The following is a 19,382-nucleotide window of genomic DNA, read 5'->3' on the forward strand; positions in this document are numbered from 1 at the left end:
GACGGTTCTTTTGCATCATTAAAACAAATGAACCGTCCCTGTACTTTTATATTTATTTTATAGAAAATCATCCAGTCTCTCCTCTGAAACAACGTTAATTCCGTTCCTTTTAAGCAAGGCAGATGTCACTCCATTACCAGCTATTTTCTTACCTTTAAATTCTCCATTATAAATCATTGAGCTTCCACAAGAAGGACTATACTCCTTAAGAACGACAACACTTGCTTTAACCTCTTGTGCCTTTTTTAAAGTTTCATATGCACCTTTTACATACAATTCTGTTACATCTTTACCTGATTTTTCAACCACTTTAGCTTTACCATCTAAAACATCTTCTCCATTACCGCCGACAATTTCTGCGGGTTCTCTTGGAATAGAAAAACCACCTAGAAGTTCTGGGCATACGGTTAATGCCAGTTTCTCATCTATTAATTTTTGAATTTTATTATCCAAACAATTTGTCCCATTGTATCTAACATTTAATCCTGCTAAACAAGAGCTGACTAATATCATTTTTTCTCCTCAAAAAAATATTTGAATTTTATTCATTAACTAAATCGTAAATTATTTCTTTCTTCCAATGTATAATAAATGGGAAGAGATACCGAGAAGATGGAGATCGTAAAAAATTGAAAGGTCACGAGCATCAGCGGTAAAAAAGCCATCGAATCGTTCGGTTAAACCAAGCTCTTCCGCCTTAACTTCAGCAATTTGAACTAGTTTAGGAGTTAAATCTGTAAGGGTTACTTTATAGCCTTTTTTAGCTAATTTCATAGAATATTTTCCTGGTCCGGCACCATTATCAAGAACACTTCCAATAGGAGGTAAATATTTTTCAATAAAATGCCAATTTACAAGAAATTCGATGGGCTCTCTATCCAATCTTCCCCACTCATCGAATTGATTGTAATAGTTTAATATTTTATCCATGCCCTTCCCACTTTCCCTTTCAAAATGCCACAAAAAACGGATGTTCACCTTCATTTAAACTTTTTAGTATTCTGTCTTTAAAAGTTGGCCATGTTACCATCTTTAAAGCCTCTTCAATGGTGTAAAAGCCTACCTCTAAACTTTCACTGGACGTTTGTAATTCTCCACCAATAGCTTTGCCTAACCAACACGTTGAGCAAACATTAGCTTGCAAATTTTGATAGATGCCGCAAAATTTTGTAACTTCAATATCTATCCCTGTTTCTTCCTTTACTTCCCTTTTGACCGCTTCTTCGATAGATTCACCTAATTCAACTTGTCCACCAGGTTGTTCCCAGCCTCTTCTTGGTCCGCGAATAAGCAATAACTTTCCTTCATCGTCTATAACAACTGCACCAGCTGACACAAAATGTTTAGGTTCGCTCAATCTAGATCAATCCTTCCTTATAGGCATTAAAGAAGCGGCAATGAAATTAATCCAAGATTGTTTCCTTATTTGGATTTCTTAAAAACTCAAACATCATTTTAATTTGAGACATTGTATTTCTTTTCACTGAAAGCTGTGGCAAATTTTTCTCACTGAAAAAGCCAATATCGTTAGTCTCAATACCGGTTTTCGCTTGACCATCAATAATTTCACATTGAATAAAAATTTTATAATAATGAAATGCCTGTGGAGAGTGCCCATGTTTTCTCATATCAAACAATGCAAGTAATTTTGTCGGTTTAACATTAAAGCCAGCTTCTTCTTTTATTTCTTTCACAACATTTTCTTTTGCAGATAACCCTACCTCACAAAATCCACCTGGTAAAGACCATTTATCATCATTTTTTTCCCTTACCAGCAGTATTTTATTATCATGGAACAATACCCCGCGGACATCCACTTTTGGTGTTGGATAACCAGTTTCATCTGTAAATAATTCCTTAATGGTCTTCATTTCATGATCCGTATATTCTTCCACAATTTCAGAACTAATACTTCTCAATTCTTCATACCGTTCTTTATCATATTCATTGTTCGAAAAGGTTAGACCTGCTTGAGAAATTGCCTGGATTCTTTGTGCCCATTCCAGCCATTTATAGGGAATGATAAACACCTCCAACTTTCTCGATGTCATTATGTGAAAGGTTAGAATCCTGTAAAGTAATTCTTGCCCCTAGTGATTGAAAGGCTTCTACCACATTTTCATACCCGCGTTCAATATGCTGTACCCCAGTAATCGCTGTTTGACCTTCTGCTGCCAAACCTGCGAGTATTAAACATATCCCTGCACGAATATCGGATGCGTGAACGACGGAGCTTTTTAAATGTGTTTTTCCCTTTATAAAGGCAACACCTGAACGAACTTTAATATCCGCTCCCATTCTTATTAATTGTTGGACGTGATTGAAACGATTAGGATAGACCTTTTCACTGATGATACTTTTCCCATCCGCTTGCGTAAGAAGGGCAGTCAAAGGCTGCTGCACATCTGTTGGAAATCCCGGATACATACCTGTCCGAACTCTTGTTGCTCTAATTTTTCCAGTCGAGTAGGAAGTAATGGTATTTCCTTCTACCATAAATTCTAGTCCAATCTCTTGTAATTTAGATATAAAAGTCCTTAAGTGCTCCGGTACAATGTCTTGGACCGTAACCGTACCACCAGTCATTCCAGCAGAAATTAAAAACGCGCCAGCAATTAATCGATCTGGTATAACCGTATGTGTACAACCATTCAATTGTGAAACCCCAGTAATCTTAATCGTATCCGTTCCAGCACCGCTAATATTTGCCCCCATTTTATTGAGAAGCATAGCAGTATCCACTACCTCGGGATCACGGGCTGCATTCATTAAAATAGTGGTCCCTTTTGCACGGGCTGCTGCAAGCATGCTGTTGATGGTTGCACCAGATGTTATGGTGTCAAAATAAATGGTTGCACCTGTTAATTCTTCCGCTTCCACTTCGTAATAATCTTCATGAAATGTGAATTTCGCTCCCATTTTTTCTAAAGCCTTTATATGCTGATCAATGGGACGGCTAACAAAATTGTCTCCTCCTGGATAACCAAGTGACACTTTTCCAAACTTGGACAGTAATGCACCGATAAAATAATATGCGGTTCTAAAGGAGGATGATTTCTTAGGATCAATCGTTGTATGGAAAATTTTATTGGAGTTGATATGCACTGCGTCATCAGTATCTCTTTCTATTTCAACTCCCATTTCTTTGACAATCTCACAAATTACACGATAATCTGATATATTTGGAATTCCTTTCAATATAACAGTATCATCGGCAAGGCAAGCTGCAGCAAGCAAGGCTAAAGAACTATTCTTGGACCCTGGTATTTTTACGCTTCCTTGTAATTGCGGTGTTTGTTCTACTTTAAGCCATTTCATCATTTACACACTCCGTTTCCTTCTCTTCTGCGAATACAACTTTAACATGTTTTCTTTTTATTTCCTGAATAGGTAGCTCCGGTGCACCTTGATCCGTAATCATTAAATCAATTTCTTCAATTGGAACAGACATGACAAACATACGATGCCCAATCTTTTCATGTGGAGCTAAACAAATATTTTTCCGTGAAACTTGGGAAACAGCATGAGTAAATGCTGCTCCTTCTGGAGTTGCAGTACTAATGCCGAGTGAATCAATACCTCCTCCAGTTAAAAAACTTATGTCTAAGGTAAATTTTCGAACCATTTCGATAGCGAGCGTATCAATCATACTTCCTGCAGATTCAGCTCTTAATTTTCCCCCAATTAAGTAGGAAGTGATATTTTCTCGTTTTCTTATTACTTCTGCAATTTTTATGGAATTTGTAATAACGGTATATGGAAAATCAGATGGTAAATACTTTAACATTCCAAATTGAATGCCGGCACCACCAATAAATACAGTATCATGTACATGGATGAAAGAGGCAGCAAACTTAGATATCGCATTTTGATGCGCAGCCCCCAATCCATATCTTGTGGATTCAGGTTGTGGCAATGTACGTACCTTAGGGGTTGGATTATTTAGAATCGCTCCCCCATATGTTTTTTGAAGCAAACCCTGTTCTTCCATTATCGTTAGATCTCTTCGAATTGAATCTATGGATATCTCAAACATATCGGCTAGATCTTTTGCAATGACACGACCTTCCTTTTCAATGATGTCCAGTATCTTATGTCTGCGTTCCTCAGCCAACATGTAAAAACATCCTTTCAGAATTTCATTAATTCCATCTTATTCAGTATAGTTCAACATTGTCAATGAAATAATTCATTATCTTTCATGTTATTTCATTATTTTACGTCTTTTTACCTATTTTCTTTCGACAATAAACAAGAATTTTTTTATAAAACAAAAAAAGGATTCCCGATTAACAGGAATCCCTTACTTATATTAAGATTCTTTGCCATTTAGAAGCTTAATAAAATCCTCCAATTTCGAAAGAGAAATTAAGTTCTCATTGCATTTCAAACTATCTTGACAAATATAGTTCCCTCTTCTCACAAACGTTCCTTGGATCTTGCCTTTTTTCTCCGACATGAATAATCCGACCTCCGAGTGATGATTGCAAAGCATACAAACACCTTTTTTGGTTATAGGAGTAAATGTCCCAGAAAAGCCAATAAGTTTATTTTGTTGAGGAACAATCAAATATTTTTTATTTGTCCCCTTATCATCCCACCCCAAATAACTCAATTCTTGTAAGTCAATGTCAACTAAAGACGGAAGTTTTAATTTTTTTGCTTTAGGGAATAGTTTTTTCAATGATTGTTCTGTTATCTTTTTAAAAGGAATAACATAGGGCTTTATTTTTCTTATAAAATCATCACCTTGTGCTGTGTCCTCTATTTCTTTAATTGGTTCTAATAATCGTTTTTGTTCATCATCTAAATTGGTAAACAGGTTAAACACTTTGTCACTAGCTAATGATTTTAATGCGTTTAATACATTTCTGTCATTAACGCTTGCATGCCCATTTATAAGAATTTGCGTTTGAACTTTAATGAATTGGAACTGATCAACACGAATAAATGCTTCCATTTTAATTCCTCCCTATCTACTGCTTTCTAATTTAAATGATGAGGAGGATTATTAATAGGTAGAAAACGATTATAAAAAAAATACACATAAGAAAAGCGCAAGCGCCTTGATCATCGGCGTACGGATTTCGTAGTCTTCGACTGAGATAAAGGAAACACAGTGAGGTAGTTCACGAGCTATTGAAAATTGAACTGCCATTTTCACCTGATGTTGACTTATCGTAGGGAGGAGACGGAGAAATCCGCTAGCCGATAGGCGCTGGAGCTAGACATGGTCTATACTTGTTAAATAATATTTGTCACAAAAAACTTATACTTTCTTATCTCTTAAAAAAGCACTGAAGATATCAGCGCTTTGAATAAATGATTTTTTTAATGGTTTCAACAGAGAGAAAATATTCATCTGCCAAATCTTGAACAGACATTCCATTACAAAATGCATCTTTAATCTCATCATTCCGCTTATCGATGAATTTTCTCCCGCCGGATTTAGTCCCCCATTTTTTTCGGGTAGAATCCGTTGTTGGGATATATATGGTTTCTCCCTGCACATATTTTTGAATTTCCATAATAAGCTTCTCCGGTAAAACCGTGCTTGCCTTTACATATTTCAATTTAGCCAGCCCCTTATTTATTTTGTAGCAAATAAGGTGCAAAGCCTTTATAAAAATGGCGATAATTATTTGTTTTGCCCCATGCAAAGAATCGCCTTTTCCATTATAGGCTTTGCATGAGTAGCTGAAGTATTAGGCAACAAGATTGTATTTGCCATTTATATACCTCCTTTGTTACCACTTATTTTGATTTCATCATTATTATACTTATATTCCATCTTAATTGCATTGTTTTTCACCTTTTTTCTCAAGTATCATCATCTGCTCGATAAATACGTCGGTCTTCTTAGTGAACATTGACTTGCAGGTTCTCGTATACTTGGATCATAGTAGCTTAACTTTTTAATAAAATAACATGTTTCCGGAAAATGATGTTCTAAAAATCGTAAAGTAGTTTTATTTAAAAGCTTATTTTCTTTATACTTTGTTACCATATTGTATATATATCGACTCATTTCCAAGGTTGTTAACCCAACCTCATGTGCAAATTCCTGCTGCCGTTCAAAACCTGGTTCTTTAAATCTTAAATAACCTTTTAAGTGTTGATTTTGAACAATGAAAACTTGATATTTATTTATAAAACCGTCTATTTGCTTTGATTGGAAAACCTCGATTGGATCGAGTAAATTTCTACATAAAACAGCATGCCCTAATTGATCTTCTAACCATAAATCCATAAGATTTACTAAAGAAAGTGGTTCAGGCTTCACTCCCTGGACTAAATAGCTTAAAATGCGTAAGTATTCCTGATTCTCTGCCAATGTTCCGTTTAAATAGGTTGGGGATAAATTTAAATTAACCTTATTATCGATTCTGAGTGATTGAAGCCTTCCTTCAAATTCAAAATATCCTCTAGATACTTGCCAAGATTGCTGCGAAAACTCAATCATTAATTCATCCGCAGTGTTACGTGTTTTAGGAATATTTTCTAACATTCCAAGCAAATTTCCAAATAGTTGAATATACTGTTGTGCCGTTTGAACATATTCAACTTCACTTACAGATAGATGATCTCTCACAAAAAAAGCATGATCCTGCAAAACCTCTAACCAAAAAAAATGCTCCTCCCATTCGGATATCAACTTTTTTGCCAATTTCATATCTCCTCCTTTGCCTTGTATATATTTACGAAGGCTTAGGGCAAGAAATGATTGAGAAAAAACATTCTCACATAACTTGTATGAAAATAGGAAAAATAAAACTATCTAATCGGAATAAAGGGATGTAAAAAGATGAAAAACACTTATAAGTATATTTTTTTAATGACGATCATACCTTGGCTGTCAGTCCCATTTATTGGGTCAAAAACGTTTAAAAGATTTCTTCCTGGGTCATTATTTATGTGCTTTTATCTCATTGTAGAAGGAATGATAGCCCAAAAGAAAAAATGGTGGTGGTTTCCAATTGGAATTAAACCTAATATAGTTGGGGAATTCCCATTAATATTTGGTCCATTTTTAGTCGGTTCCATTTGGATTTTAAAATATACTTATGGAAAATTTGCTTTATATTTCAAAACAAATTTACTCATCGATGCTTTTTTTACCTATCTTATGATTCCTTGTTTAAAAAAAATTGGATATGTCTCCTTAGTGAGACTTTCGAAATTTAGATTATCCATTCTCTTTTTAATAAAATCGGTAGTCATGTATTTATTTCAATATTTTTATGAGAAGTTTAGGAATCAGAGGCGTATGGAGAGCATTTTAGAAAGGTAGTTAACAAGTAGTCAGAGAAACAGAGTTTAATTTTTTTAAATAGCGCACTCTCAATACATTATCAATTACTTTTTATTTACCTTATATTTAAAAATATACGCTAATATTAATGCAATAATGATGGGGAATAAGTAAGTAACAACCAATACTAATAAATGAGTCGAAAAAGGTGCTGACCATTCAGGATGTTTAACAAAATTCTGATATTCAATATAACTTTTTAATAACATAATGACAATCAATAATACCGAAAGAGTAAAGAATAAATTTGAAGCAATTTTATACTTATTTACCACTGATTGCACCTCCATTTTTAATAAGTTATATTAAACTATTATAGTCAATGAACGTTACCTTGTAGTATTTTACAATTTAAGGTTATTCCTACAATTAGGAATAACCTATCTTCATGGGTCTTTGTTAGCTTAAGAAAGCCATTCTTTGCTTTGATAGGATAATTGCTGCAGCTCCATAAAAAATAAACCAGCATGGTATCCATCACAAACAGCATGATGCAATTGCAGAGAAACTGGTAACCATATTTTGTCTTTCTGATAGAAGTATTTTCCTCCCGTGATAATGGGAAGTAAATAATCATTATCATGATGAACATTTAAATTGAATCCCGTAAAACTTATCCAAGGAATACTTGAAATATGGAATGTATTCTCTGAGATATTCTCCTTTGTATCAAGTCCTTTTAAATCACCATAACATTCCAAATCTATTTGATAATTATTATAAAAAGTAGGAAATTCGTCGTTGAAGTCAGTCCAAATGCTTGAGAATGTTTTGTTATCCTGATGGAAAATGGTATAACTAGGAACCATTTGATCCCAATAACCCAAAACACCATCTTCGTTAAAACAAGTTCGAAATTCTTTGTAAGAATTGACTGTTTTGCTTACCATATAAATAAAGGCAGGATATAGTTTTAACCCTTTATTTCGCAGCTGCTCTAATAACATTGTGATATCTATATTTGTTGAGATGCTATAGTTGCACTTTTGATGTAAATAATGTTCAAAATAGATCTTTCTATCCCAGTTTTCTCTATCAATTGGATGAAATTTCATTTTTATTATCCTCCTAAAATTAATTTATGATTTTAGGAGGATAATTTATCTGTCTTCACCATTTACATCACCCTTTCTTAAGCTAACACAATATTAGAAACACAGTTTATTATTGACCTATCTCTTCTTTAAATATTCCCTTATTCAGCTTTTAACTTCCAATTTTCTTTGATTTACATCGTTAATCGCTCTTAATAGCATTTCTTTAGTAAAGTCCGGAAAATATAAATCGCTAAACCAAAATTCCGATTTTGAAGACTGCCATAGCAAAAAATTACTTAGCCTTTTTTCTCCACCTGTCCGGATGATAATATCCGGGTCTGGAAGCTCTTTGGTATAGAGATAATTATTGATTAGATCATCATTTATTTCTTCTATTTCTACTTTAGAGTCTTTTATATCTCTAATTAAAGATTTGACTGCGGATAATATTTCATATCTGCCTCCATAATTTAGAGCAAAATTAACAATTAGCTGATTATTACTTGAAGTTTCATGAACTGCCTTTTTAAAAGCACATTGGGTATGTCGAGGCAACCTATCCAAATCACCAGAAATACATATTCTTATATTTTTCATTTTAAACTCAGGCAACTTTTGGCCTAAGTATTGTGCTGGAAGATCCATTAAATATTGAACCTCTTCACTTGGTCTTTTCCAGTTTTCCGTTGAGAAGACATATAAAGTTAATACTTTCACTCCTAATTCTAAGGATGCATCTATCATTTCTTCCATTGCCTGTGCACCCGCAAAATGACCTTGACTTCTCGTTAGTCCCCGCTGTAATCCCCACCTTCCGTTTCCATCCATCATTATCGCTATATGTGTTGGTATAATTGTATTCAAGCTCTGCTTATCCTCCTTAACTTCAGTCTTTTATTTATTCTCTCTGTTAAACTTTAACGCCGAAAGAATAAATAAAACCCCGCCTAACATCCAAAATGGTTCCCAAAAAAAGAGTCTCCACTTTGCAGCATAATTTTCAATTTGAAGTGATATATAACCGATTACAGAAAGTAAAATGGTTACAAAATTCGCCAAGCCATATAAAAATAAGAAAATTCCTCCCACTAAAGATATGGTAAATAATATAATTTTTAATATTTTTGACCATTTCTTTAGAAGTAATAGTAAAAATAATCCTCCAATAAGCTTGATAAAGCCCGTAATCCAGACAATGGCAATGAATGAGTTTTCTCTTTCGAAAGCTTTTTGATAAATGACTCCTCCTAATGTTTTCACTCCTGCCATTCCCCCGCTTGCCCAATAAAAACTAATGAGGGCGAACAGGAAACACCAAAAGGCTCCAGCAATAGCATAAAAATTTTTGCTTTTCCTCACCCTTATCACTCCCTAAGTTACTTCATATAACGGAAAGTGAAACTCAAAATAAGCTTTCTTTTTTGAAAAGTAATTTACAAAATTGCCTTCATCAATATATTTTCATTGATATCCCCATACGCTTTACTTGAAGTACTCGGAGTAGCCTGGACAACGGATATATAATTGCTCTCCGGAACTATATTTAGCTCTTGTCCTCCAAATCCTCTACCATGGTACCCATCTGAAGTCAGCCACCAAAGGTATCCATAAAACAGATTATTAGCTAGAGAACCTTGAGTATTATTTTCAAAAGATGGGCTGATTATTTGTTTTATAAAATCAGAAGAGATAATTCGATGTCCATTAAAAGTTCCCTCACCAAGCATAAGTAGACCTATTTTTGCTAAATCTCTAGCGGATAAATCCGACTTTTCTTCTCCCTCCATAACAGTATATGAAAAACCACACGGGCTTTGTGGCCATTCATCACTTAAAATGTCAAGAGGCTTATATAAAAACTCTTGAACAAGGTCAAATGAGGTTCCGCCGTATACCTTTCCGATAATGGCAGACAAGAGCATCACGTCCCATTCTTTATAATGAAACGTTCTTCCAGGAACACTATCCATTTCTATATCTGCTATATGATTGATCCAGTCATTGGTTCGCATCATTTGTTGCATCATAGGAGTATGATAATGAACTCCTCCATTCCAATAAATGCCTGATGACATGGTGAGCAAATGACGGATTGTAATTATTTTATGAAAAGGATGTCTATCTTCCGCAAATTCTTTTAAATGTGTACCAATCGGTTCATCTAAGCTTTGAATTAAGCCTTTGTCTAAACAAATCCCCGCTGCAATCGCAAGAATACTCTTCCAAATCGATTTAATTGGGTTTCTACTGAATTCGTGGAATTGATTATAATATTTTTCAACGACAATTTTCCCATTTTTCACCACTAGCACACTATTTACTAGCCGATATTTATGTTGTTTTAAATATCCATCCAGCTCCTGGAGAACATTAATATCCATCCCTTCCGCCTCTGGAGTAGAAAACTGCCATTCAAATTTCATATCTGCACCTGCTTTAAATATTTCCCGATAATAGATTGGGAATTTTTGCTTAACTCCAATGGTGTCCCTTTCGCTACTACGTTTCCACCATTACTTCCCCCGCCTGGACCCATTTCAATAATATAATCACAATTTGCTAATATAGCAGGATCATGCTCTGTAACAATAACCGTATTGCCTGAATCTACAAGCTGCTGCATAAGCTGTATTAGACGTTCCATATCTGCAAAAGCAAGACCAGTGGTAGGCTCATCAAGAATATAGACATTGTCTTTTCCTTTTTGTTTGGAAAGTTCCTTTGCAAGCTTAATCCTTTGTCCCTCTCCGCCAGAAATAGTGGGCGTCTTTTGTCCAAGGGTAATATAGCCCATCCCAACACGATCCAATGTTTTTAAAATTTCGGATAAGCTTTTATCATAAAATGGCAAAGCCTCATTATCAAAAAAATAAATAGCTTCCACCACATTCATATCCATAATGTCTTTGATGTTTTTACCATTCAATTTGACTTCTAATGCTTCATCGATATAACCCGTTCCATTGCAAGTTTCACACTCTAAATCAATAAAATTACCATATCCGACATGAAAAGATTTAACCCCTTCCCCTTTACAGGTTCGGCAGCCGCCTTCTGAATTAACGGAAAATAATCCGGAAGTATATCCTTTTTCCTGTGCTTCCGGTGTTTTAGCCAGTAACATCCGAACTCGGTCTGTAATACCAGTATAGGTAGCAGGACATGATGCTTTACTTCTTCCAATAGGCTTTTGATCTACTACAATGCATTTCTTAATTTGTTCATATCCTTCGATGGACGCATGGTTATCGACTTCTAAGACGTCATCTTCTTCGTATATTACTTTCGTTTTCAGTTGTTGCTTTAGTTTTGGCACCAGTGTGTCATGGATTAAGCTAGACTTTCCGCTTCCGGAAACTCCTGCAATCCCCACCATTAATCCAAGAGGAATATCTACAGTGATATCACGCAAATTATGCAAATTACCATGCTTTATTGTCAGGATTTTTTCATGATTTATTTGTTTAAATTCTTGTTTCCTATTTAATATTTTCTTCCCTATTAAGAATGGTGAAGTTCTAGATTTCTTACATGCCAAGAACTCCTCGAAACTCCCTTGAAAGATTCGCTCCCCACCATACATTCCGGCATCAGGTCCTATATCAATGATATAATCAGCCGCTCTCATGAAATTATCATCGTGTTCAACTGCAACTACTGTATTTCCGCGATGGACAAGATTTCGAATGATTTTTATCAGCATTCCTTTTTCCGTTTCATGAAGTCCAATAGTCGGTTCATCAAAAATAAAAATGATAGAATCCATGTCAGCAATGATGTAGGAAGCAAGAAAAAGGCGTTGTATTTCTCCACCTGATAAGGTTGGGACTTGACGGGATAGTGCCAGATGATGTAATCCCACATCCACCATACATCTTAGCTTTAAAAGGATTTCCTCCACTAAATTCTTTCCAGCAATTGTTATCTTCTGTGCTTCTAAGAAATTCACTAATTCATCAACATACATATTTTCTAATTCAGAAATAGTTTTGCCATCTATAGTTGTATGTACTGCCTGTTCACCAAGACCAGTTCCTAAACATTTTGGACAACTTCTCGGTGCTAATTTGATTCCAAATAAGTCATGTTCCTTTTTTAATGTATTATTTCTCATGTTCTTACTGACAAAATGTTTTTGCATTTCATGAAAAAAAACAACGGCACCAACAAATCCACTTTTCCGGCAGCCATATTTAAACAAAAACAGTTCCTCTTCATTTAAAGAGGCAATCGTATTATTTACCTCAATGTTATAGAGCTGACAAAACTTTTTGAAATTATTCCGATGATGCCTATGCTTCATCAAAAATCCATTAAATATATTCTTGATTTGCATATCTAGCTTTAATATTTCATCTTCATCTATATGATAGAACTGGCCGCTTCCTAAACACTTAACACACATGCCTTTAGCAGAATTTTTCTGAAAAAATTCCATTGAAAGAGGTAATCCATCATCATGGTTTGGGTCCCTGGTACCATAAGAAGCAAAAAGGATCGCCAGCAAATTGCTAATTTTCGTCCTAGTACCTACCGTACTCCTTGGATTCGATTGGCGAATGACACGCTGTTCCACCGCCACGGTCGGAGAAAGTCCGGTAATGCTTTCAAAAGCGGAGACCGAATCAACCATAAATTGGGTTCCCGAGAAAAGCAGATATCTCCTCTTCCCTTCTTCGTATAAGGTATCGAATACAAGGCTAGACTTTCCGCTTCCAGAGACTCCTGTAACCACTGTCAATTTTCCTTTTGGAATCCTGATATCAACATTTTTTAAATTATGCAAGTATGCGCCTTTAATTTCAATATATTCTGACATAAAACTCTCCAATATTATTAAAAATGGGTCATCAATAATCTTTTCATTCTATTAAGACATTCCTTTTTCCTTTAATTTTATCTAATAAATTGCATTAAATTGTTTGGAAATTCTTCAAAAGGTTGTTCCAATAATTGATAGAAAACATAATAGCTATCAGGTTTTGTCGTTATTAACCCTGCATCCCTAAGTTGTTTTAAATGTTTGGAAATTGCCCCCTCAATCCAGCTAACTCTCTAGTAGAACGAGATTTCTCAGCTAAATATTTTACAATTTGCAGTCTAGTGAAATCCCCCATTGCTCGTAAAAATTTAATGAGGTCCTCAGGAGGCATTGGCTTAGCTGCTTCAAGCTGATTTTCCATTACGGAATAATTAATCCCGATTGGTTTATCACGTTTTACAAATAAATGCGGCCAGACAAATTACGAAGGGGTTAAAAATAATTCCTCTTGTTCATCAAAATGTATGATGTCTTTGGATATTCTCCTGATTACGGCTTTATTTTCATCTGGGTATGTATCGATCTCCGAAGAAAGACCCGATAATAGTTGCAGCGGACACCTAATAGATTTCCATACCTGTATAAAATGTTTAATAGAAGAAATCTCATCTTCTACGTATAGCATTTTTCCGGGTATAAGTCGCATTTGAAGAATTGCACCGCGGCTTGCATCTGCTTTTATCAAGCGGGCACAGCCAATACCATTATATGCTTGCAGCGCTCTAATTTCATTTTGGAAATCAGATCCCGGGATACCGAGTTTAAGAATCACAGGATTACCATATAAATCTATTGCATTTAAAACGTAATTATAGGAAAGGTTTGTAACTGGAGCATCTATCTTTAAATTCCATTTTTCCACACATATTTGAACTCTCGAAGCAATTGTTTCTAACCATTTTATGCCCTCTTCTCCGAAAGCACCCGCAATTTTATTTTTAAATGTTTCGGGAATGTTCATTACTCTATACTCCTTCTTATATGGGTTTATCATATAGTATTCCATCCCTAACTTTTTCAATAAACTCCTTGCTATTTCTTGCATAAATGAAAAAAGCAAAAAAAAAAACAACGGCGGATACCGTTGCTATTCTTTCATCATTTTACTGAACATATATGAAGTTGCAATCAAGGCTGCCAAAAAAAATACCAGAATTGCATACATTCCGTAATTCATTTAATTCACCACCGTATAAATACTATGTAAATATAATATTTACTTGCAATTGTTCATCAATATTTTCTAGATTTCTTTTATTTCTTTGTTCTCAACGCAATTATAACATTCTATAAAAATAATAAACAATATTGTACTTCAAATGTACATAGAAAATACAAATTTTTATGAGTTACATTATGATGTTTCTCTATCAAGCAAACTCTCCTTTTTTATCCGATAAAACCATCCCGTCCTTCATCGTAATCATTCGATTTGCTTTGGCAGCAAGCTTTGGATCATGTGTAACAAAAAATACTCCGCAGCCTTCCTGTTGATTAAGTTCTTGTATTAAGTCAAAAATTCGTTCCCCTGTTTCCGTATCGAGATTTCCGGTTGGTTCATCGGCAAGTAGCCAGTCTGGTTTGTGAACGATTGCGCGAGCTATAGCTATACGCTGTTGTTGACCACCCGAAAGCTGTGATGGTAAAGAATTTTCTTTATCAGAAAGGCCAACTTGTTCTAAAACTTCTTTTGCACGTTCTATTTTATTGTAGGGAACTTTTCTGGCAAACAATGGTGAGAGGACATTTTCGAGCGCCGTTAAAGTAGGCAGGAGGTGAAATTGCTGAAAGATAAAGCCAATATGTTCAAAACGAAAGTCAGAAATTGCTTTTTTGTTTTTCTTTACGATTTCTTCTCCGTCATATAAAATCTTTCCGGATGTCGGTGAATCAAGTGTTCCTATCAAACTCAATAATGTTGATTTCCCAGATCCAGAAGGACCGACAATTGAGGTAAACTCTCCCTTTGAAAAGGATAAATTAATATGCTGAACTGCATTTGTGGTAACACCATCACCTGCATAAGACTTTCCAACATCCAAACATTCAATTTTTAATGACATAATAAACCCCTTTCATCTAAAACTTTTTTCTATATATTCATAATATTACATACTGTTCTATTAATGTAAATATGTTACAAAGATACTTATGGTAAATTTTTCATTAAAAAAAGCTCTACTCTATCTAAGAGTAAAGCTAGTTGATGATTATTAGATAAGTATAACTCTTTAATGAATGTCCTTCTTTTTAAAGTTTCCCCCTCGGACTTCGGCAATATCACCGAACGCTAAAAATGCTTTGTCATCTAATTCCTCTACAATCGTTTTTAATTTGGCTTCTTCTAAACGGTTAATAATACAGAAAATCACTTGTTTTTCATCTTCTGTAAATGCGCCTTCCCCTTTCAAATAGGTAACACCGCGGCCTAATCGCGCGAGAATAGCGTCGCCGATTTCCTTGTAATTATCGCTAATAATCCAAACCGATTTAGATTGATCAAGACCTTGTACAACCACATCAATGGTTTTTGTCGCAATAATGTAAGCAATAATGGAATACATCGCTCGATTCCAATTAAAGACAAAACCTGCAATTGCTAAAATAAACACGTTTATGAACATGATTATTTCTCCAACCGAGAATGGAAACTTTTTATTAATAAGAATAGCGAGAATTTCGGTGCCATCCATCGCTCCGCCAAATCGTATAACGATCCCAACTCCGATACCAATAACAATCCCGCCAAAAATGGTCGCTAATAAAATATCTTGTGTAAAAGCCGGAACCGGGGTGAATAATGCAGTAAAAAAGGACAATGCTGCGATACCAAACAATGTAGAAAATGCGAATGTTTTACCAATTTGCTTACGTCCAATAAAAATAAAAGGGAGATTCAAAATAAAAATAAATACCCCTAGTGGGATTCCAGTTAAATGTGCCAGCATAATAGAAATACCGGTTATCCCGCCATCAATAACACTATTCGGAACTAAGAAAATTTCTAATCCTATGGCAGCGATAATGCCCCCAAGTAAGATGGCAATACCTCTTTGCAGTATTTTTCTCTTTTTTAATCTGCGATGCTGATATTTTACTATGTCACTACTTGTCATTTCCTTTTCTCCCTCTATTAATGTTAATTTAATTATAGCAAAAAAAATCCAAAAACATAAAAAAAGACCTTTCCAAATCGAAAAGGAACCTTTATAATTGTTATCTTTATTTAACCTATTTTTATTACTGATTTATTGTTGGCAAGTATAAGACGACAATTTCCACCCATTATTTAACAAAACTATCTTATGATGGACAGTTCGCTTTATTTTTTCTCGGTTACTGTCCTTCATCGGGCATATGATGGACAATTCGCTTTATTTTTTCTCGGATATTGTCCTTCATCATGCTTATGATGGACAATTCGTCTTATTTTTTCTCGGATATTGTCCTTCATCATGCTTATGATGGACAATTCGTCTTATTTTTTCCCGGTTACTGTCCTTCATCAAGCTCTTCCCCGCGGTCCCCCTTAATTCACTGGGGTCAGTGGTTTTTCACCATTTAATACTTGAATAATATTTTTTGCGGTTAATTCAGCCATTGCATTTCGCGCTTCAATTGTTGCATTACCGATATGCGGAGTTAGAACTACATTCTGCATTTGCTTTAATTCCTCGGTAATAGACGGTTCAAATTCAAAAACGTCAAGTGCTGCACCTGCAATCATATTATTTTGCAAAGCGGCAACAAGATCACTTTCTTTTACAACAGCTCCGCGTGAAACATTTACAAGAAACGCATTCTTTTTCATGTTTTCCAACTGTTTTAATGTAATTAGGTGATGTGTAGATGCATTATATGGAGCATGGATTGAAACAATGTCTGATTGATGAAGGAGTTCATCTAAGGAAACATAGGTAGCATCGCATGCTTCTTCTATTTCACGGCTTTTGCGTCTTGGTGATGTATAAATGATTTGCATTCCAAAAGCTTTTGCTCTTTTTGAAACTGCTTGTCCAATACTTCCAAGACCGATAATTCCTAAAGTCTTATGTGTTAATTCCCTTCCCAGAAAGAAAAGCGGCGCCCAACCATTAAACCCAACGGTTCTGCAAAGCTGATCTCCTTCTGGTATTCGTCGCGTAACTGCTAAAATAATGCCCATTGTTAATTCTGCTGTAGCCTCAGTCGAAACCCCAGGAGCATTTGTCACCACAATATTGTTTTCTTTTGCATACGAAACATCAATATTATTAAATCCTGCCCCAAAGTTTGCAATAATTTTTAAGTTTTTTGCTTTTTCAAGGACATTTCTTGTAACAGGAGTAGATAACGGGCAAAGCAGTGCATCTGCATCGACAATCTTTTCTCCTAACTCTTCTTCAGTAATGAGTTCTTTACCTCTGTAAATTTCAACCTCATGCTCTTTTAATAATTCATATCCAATTTTCGGAATTTCCCCTGATATGTATATTTTCCCCATGCTTCTCATCCTTTTCTCATTAAAAAACCGCAAAGTATTCGGTATTATTTACTATAATAGTATCGTTTTCACAATTCCTTATCAATCAATTGGCACTAAAACTTTTTCACTTTGATGGGGCTGATCATGAGAATCGCTAGTATTAATACAATCCATGTATTGGTATATAAAAAAACTTCCATTCCTGCCACAATTAATCCAGCCAATGTGATGGGGATACCAATAAAATGACCAACAGTAGGCTTCGCACTGAATCGAGCAAGTCTTAACGCTCCTAAAGTTGGAAATAGGATAAAGGCAAGTTGTGCAAAAATGGAATGAGGTGTAATCGTGTGAAAAATAAGTGCAGGTGCAACACCGAAGCTAACCACATCTGCAAGGGAATCAAGTTCAACACCGAATTCACTGTTCACCTTAAGTTTGCGTGCCACTCTTCCATCAAATAAATCAAAAAGCGCAGCCAAAAATATAACTAATGCTGCTTCTCTTATGAATCCTTCATTATTTAAGGTAATCGCACTAACTCCACAAATTAAATTTCCTAAAGTAAATAGATTGGGAAGTGATCTTGATAAAAGTTGAAACAAAACGGTACCACCTTTCCTCCAAAGAGCTACTTACTATTATTGTTCTATGAAGTTCAGCAATGTATTCATAAAGTCTCCCACTCAACCTTCAGCAGCAAAATAAATTTGAATGATTTAAGTAACAATAAAAGAGCAGGAAATTTTAATAAGGGGTTATTATTTTGGAGAAAAAAAATAAATTACTATCATCTGAAAAAATCCTATTCATCCTTAAAATGTCTTTGGGTTCCGGAATAGCTTGGCAAATCTCGGATTGGACAGGTTCGAAATATCCTTATTTATCGACACTTTCCGTTATTTTATGTCTGCAGGCAACTATTCTTAAATCCGTTCGTTTCTCTCTATCTCGGATGATGGGAACCATCTTTGGAGTGGCATTTACCATTATCTTTTCTGCAGAATTGCCTTTGAATGGTTGGAGTATTACATTCATTTTGCTAATTTGTACAGCAGTATCCCTTTTATTTGGAGCAAATATCACGTCGATTCATCAAATAGCCTTATCAACTGTTTTAATTCTAGTATTTACTCCAAAATTACATGGATATGGAATGTATCGTGTATCCGATACAATTATTGGTATTATTGTAGCAATCCTTATTCACGCATTAATATTGCCGCCAAACTTTACTTCTATTGCCAATGAATCTTTTCAAACTGTGAAGAACCTGCTCATCAAAAAGTTGGAAGGGCTTGCTGTCTGGATAGAAAATGGAGCATCTGACAACACTTTTTTTCGAGAGGAAATGAATGGTATTGTATGGAATAAACTTCAGGATGCTTTTCAAAGTGTGAACAAAGCCGAAAATAGTTTACGTTATAACCCATTTAAGAGAAAAAGTAAAAGAGAACTTGAATTAATCAAAGAAAATCTAGCTATTTTAAGGAAGGAATACAACATTATTGAACAGTTTTATGAAAATATTCTACAGTGGCATAAACAGGAAACAATATCAAAAGAAGAGGCTCAATATTGGGCAGCAAACTTTTTACATTTAGCTGATGCTTTAAAAAATTGGCGATCCGAGAATCAACTTAATTATAATAAACATTCTTCTATTTACCATCGGATTCTTGAAATGGAAGCAAACAGATTTTTACAAAACATTAATAGAGGCAAATAAAAAAGTGCTCATTTCAA

General features: G+C 34.9%; 22 protein-coding genes and 1 pseudogene. 2 read left to right on the forward strand and 21 right to left on the reverse strand.

The annotated features are described in order from the left end of the window. Positions 1–57 precede the first annotated feature (57 nt). From NSQ59_RS15565 to NSQ59_RS15605, 9 genes are all read right to left on the reverse strand, one after another. A complete protein-coding gene (locus NSQ59_RS15565; RefSeq protein WP_340832199.1) occupies positions 58–513 on the reverse strand; it encodes a DUF523 domain-containing protein in 456 nt (151 codons plus the stop codon). Positions 514–564: 51 nt separating this feature from the next. Beyond that, entirely contained in the window at positions 565–930 is a 366-nt protein-coding gene (locus tag NSQ59_RS15570) for a class I SAM-dependent methyltransferase (protein WP_340832201.1), read from the reverse strand. A gap of 19 nt (positions 931–949) precedes the next feature. Continuing rightward, entirely contained in the window at positions 950–1,357 is a 408-nt protein-coding gene (locus NSQ59_RS15575; RefSeq protein WP_055740203.1) for an NUDIX hydrolase, read from the reverse strand. A gap of 46 nt (positions 1,358–1,403) precedes the next feature. Continuing rightward, a complete protein-coding gene (locus NSQ59_RS15580; protein WP_152982422.1) occupies positions 1,404–2,021 on the reverse strand; it encodes an NUDIX hydrolase in 618 nt (205 codons plus the stop codon). Further along, complete coding sequence (gene murA, locus NSQ59_RS15585; RefSeq protein WP_055741242.1) at positions 2,011–3,318, reverse strand: UDP-N-acetylglucosamine 1-carboxyvinyltransferase; 1,308 nt, start codon at positions 3,316–3,318, stop codon at positions 2,011–2,013. The genes NSQ59_RS15580 and murA overlap by 11 nt, the downstream gene beginning before the upstream one ends. Further along, entirely contained in the window at positions 3,305–4,117 is an 813-nt protein-coding gene (locus tag NSQ59_RS15590) for a DeoR/GlpR family DNA-binding transcription regulator (RefSeq protein ID WP_055740205.1), read from the reverse strand. Before NSQ59_RS15590 ends, murA begins: the two co-directional genes overlap by 14 nt. A gap of 195 nt (positions 4,118–4,312) precedes the next feature. Continuing rightward, entirely contained in the window at positions 4,313–4,960 is a 648-nt protein-coding gene (locus NSQ59_RS15595; protein ID WP_055740206.1) for a FusB/FusC family EF-G-binding protein, read from the reverse strand. Between the two features lie 346 nt (positions 4,961–5,306). Beyond that, positions 5,307–5,573, reverse strand: a complete 267-nt coding sequence (locus tag NSQ59_RS15600; RefSeq protein WP_340832206.1) for a CD3324 family protein — start codon at positions 5,571–5,573, stop codon at positions 5,307–5,309. Between the two features lie 257 nt (positions 5,574–5,830). Beyond that, entirely contained in the window at positions 5,831–6,667 is an 837-nt protein-coding gene (locus NSQ59_RS15605) for a DUF2935 domain-containing protein (protein ID WP_235950553.1), read from the reverse strand. A 138-nt stretch (positions 6,668–6,805) separates the two neighbouring features. On the opposite strand from NSQ59_RS15605, the gene NSQ59_RS15610 reads away from it, so the two are divergent. Next, positions 6,806–7,291: a hypothetical protein gene (locus tag NSQ59_RS15610; protein ID WP_126647451.1), complete on the forward strand. Its 486-nt coding sequence runs from the start codon at positions 6,806–6,808 to the stop codon at positions 7,289–7,291. Between the two features lie 65 nt (positions 7,292–7,356). Here the strand turns inward: NSQ59_RS15610 and NSQ59_RS15615 are convergent, their stop codons facing one another. From NSQ59_RS15615 to pssA, 12 genes and pseudogenes are all read right to left on the reverse strand, one after another. Next, positions 7,357–7,587, reverse strand: coding sequence for a hypothetical protein (locus NSQ59_RS15615; RefSeq protein WP_055740210.1), 231 nt, complete (start codon positions 7,585–7,587; stop codon positions 7,357–7,359). 129 nt (positions 7,588–7,716) lie between these two features. Next, complete coding sequence (catA, locus tag NSQ59_RS15620; protein ID WP_055740211.1) at positions 7,717–8,367, reverse strand: type A chloramphenicol O-acetyltransferase; 651 nt, start codon at positions 8,365–8,367, stop codon at positions 7,717–7,719. A 144-nt stretch (positions 8,368–8,511) separates the two neighbouring features. Continuing rightward, positions 8,512–9,219 (reverse strand): annotated as a pseudogene (locus NSQ59_RS15625) (isoprenyl transferase); the annotation flags it as partial. Positions 9,220–9,243: 24 nt separating this feature from the next. Then, a complete protein-coding gene (locus tag NSQ59_RS15630; protein ID WP_055740212.1) occupies positions 9,244–9,708 on the reverse strand; it encodes a DUF3995 domain-containing protein in 465 nt (154 codons plus the stop codon). Between the two features lie 74 nt (positions 9,709–9,782). Then, positions 9,783–10,772: a serine hydrolase domain-containing protein gene (locus NSQ59_RS15635; RefSeq protein ID WP_340832212.1), complete on the reverse strand. Its 990-nt coding sequence runs from the start codon at positions 10,770–10,772 to the stop codon at positions 9,783–9,785. Next, a complete protein-coding gene (locus tag NSQ59_RS15640) occupies positions 10,769–13,168 on the reverse strand; it encodes a hypothetical protein (RefSeq protein WP_340832214.1) in 2,400 nt (799 codons plus the stop codon). Before NSQ59_RS15640 ends, NSQ59_RS15635 begins: the two co-directional genes overlap by 4 nt. 196 nt (positions 13,169–13,364) lie before the next feature. After that, positions 13,365–13,532 carry a hypothetical protein gene (locus NSQ59_RS15645; RefSeq protein WP_340832216.1) on the reverse strand — a complete coding sequence of 56 codons (168 nt, stop codon included), beginning with the start codon at positions 13,530–13,532 and terminating at the stop codon, positions 13,365–13,367. Between the two features lie 60 nt (positions 13,533–13,592). Then, positions 13,593–14,132 (reverse strand): hypothetical protein, encoded by a 540-nt coding sequence (locus tag NSQ59_RS15650; RefSeq protein ID WP_340832218.1) that lies wholly within the window; start codon positions 14,130–14,132, stop codon positions 13,593–13,595. A gap of 409 nt (positions 14,133–14,541) precedes the next feature. Next, positions 14,542–15,234, reverse strand: coding sequence for an ABC transporter ATP-binding protein (locus tag NSQ59_RS15655; protein WP_126647457.1), 693 nt, complete (start codon positions 15,232–15,234; stop codon positions 14,542–14,544). Between the two features lie 168 nt (positions 15,235–15,402). Then, on the reverse strand, positions 15,403–16,287 hold the full coding sequence (locus NSQ59_RS15660) for a YitT family protein (protein WP_055740217.1): 885 nt from the start codon (positions 16,285–16,287) through the stop codon (positions 15,403–15,405). Positions 16,288–16,700: 413 nt separating this feature from the next. After that, positions 16,701–17,654, reverse strand: a complete 954-nt coding sequence (locus NSQ59_RS15665) for a 2-hydroxyacid dehydrogenase family protein (protein WP_340832222.1) — start codon at positions 17,652–17,654, stop codon at positions 16,701–16,703. Positions 17,655–17,749: 95 nt separating this feature from the next. Further along, positions 17,750–18,241 (reverse strand): CDP-diacylglycerol--serine O-phosphatidyltransferase, encoded by a 492-nt coding sequence (gene pssA / locus NSQ59_RS15670; protein WP_340832223.1) that lies wholly within the window; start codon positions 18,239–18,241, stop codon positions 17,750–17,752. A 161-nt stretch (positions 18,242–18,402) separates the two neighbouring features. On the opposite strand from pssA, the gene NSQ59_RS15675 reads away from it, so the two are divergent. Continuing rightward, positions 18,403–19,365: an FUSC family protein gene (locus tag NSQ59_RS15675; RefSeq protein WP_340832226.1), complete on the forward strand. Its 963-nt coding sequence runs from the start codon at positions 18,403–18,405 to the stop codon at positions 19,363–19,365. Positions 19,366–19,382: the final 17 nt, after the last annotated feature.

The organism is Margalitia sp. FSL K6-0131 (genome assembly GCF_038008735.1).
Classification (GTDB): Bacteria; Bacillota; Bacilli; order Bacillales; family Bacillaceae_C; genus Margalitia; species Margalitia shackletonii.

What these genes read in the sequence shown, in the direction of transcription:
- NSQ59_RS15565 (WP_340832199.1), bottom strand. Translation starts at nt 513, where the DNA reads ATGATATTAGTCAGCTCTTGTTTAGCAGGATTAAATGTTAGATACAAT.
- NSQ59_RS15570 (WP_340832201.1), bottom strand. Translation starts at nt 930, where the DNA reads ATGGATAAAATATTAAACTATTACAATCAATTCGATGAGTGGGGAAGA.
- murA (WP_055741242.1), bottom strand. Translation starts at nt 3,318, where the DNA reads ATGAAATGGCTTAAAGTAGAACAAACACCGCAATTACAAGGAAGCGTA.
- NSQ59_RS15590 (WP_055740205.1), bottom strand. Translation starts at nt 4,117, where the DNA reads ATGTTGGCTGAGGAACGCAGACATAAGATACTGGACATCATTGAAAAG.
- NSQ59_RS15595 (WP_055740206.1), bottom strand. Translation starts at nt 4,960, where the DNA reads ATGGAAGCATTTATTCGTGTTGATCAGTTCCAATTCATTAAAGTTCAA.
- NSQ59_RS15610 (WP_126647451.1), top strand. Translation starts at nt 6,806, where the DNA reads ATGAAAAACACTTATAAGTATATTTTTTTAATGACGATCATACCTTGG.
- catA (WP_055740211.1), bottom strand. Translation starts at nt 8,367, where the DNA reads ATGAAATTTCATCCAATTGATAGAGAAAACTGGGATAGAAAGATCTAT.
- NSQ59_RS15635 (WP_340832212.1), bottom strand. Translation starts at nt 10,772, where the DNA reads ATGAAATTTGAATGGCAGTTTTCTACTCCAGAGGCGGAAGGGATGGAT.
- NSQ59_RS15640 (WP_340832214.1), bottom strand. Translation starts at nt 13,168, where the DNA reads ATGTCAGAATATATTGAAATTAAAGGCGCATACTTGCATAATTTAAAA.
- NSQ59_RS15645 (WP_340832216.1), bottom strand. Translation starts at nt 13,532, where the DNA reads ATGGAAAATCAGCTTGAAGCAGCTAAGCCAATGCCTCCTGAGGACCTC.
- NSQ59_RS15650 (WP_340832218.1), bottom strand. Translation starts at nt 14,132, where the DNA reads ATGAACATTCCCGAAACATTTAAAAATAAAATTGCGGGTGCTTTCGGA.
- NSQ59_RS15655 (WP_126647457.1), bottom strand. Translation starts at nt 15,234, where the DNA reads ATGTCATTAAAAATTGAATGTTTGGATGTTGGAAAGTCTTATGCAGGT.
- NSQ59_RS15660 (WP_055740217.1), bottom strand. Translation starts at nt 16,287, where the DNA reads ATGACAAGTAGTGACATAGTAAAATATCAGCATCGCAGATTAAAAAAG.
- NSQ59_RS15665 (WP_340832222.1), bottom strand. Translation starts at nt 17,654, where the DNA reads ATGGGGAAAATATACATATCAGGGGAAATTCCGAAAATTGGATATGAA.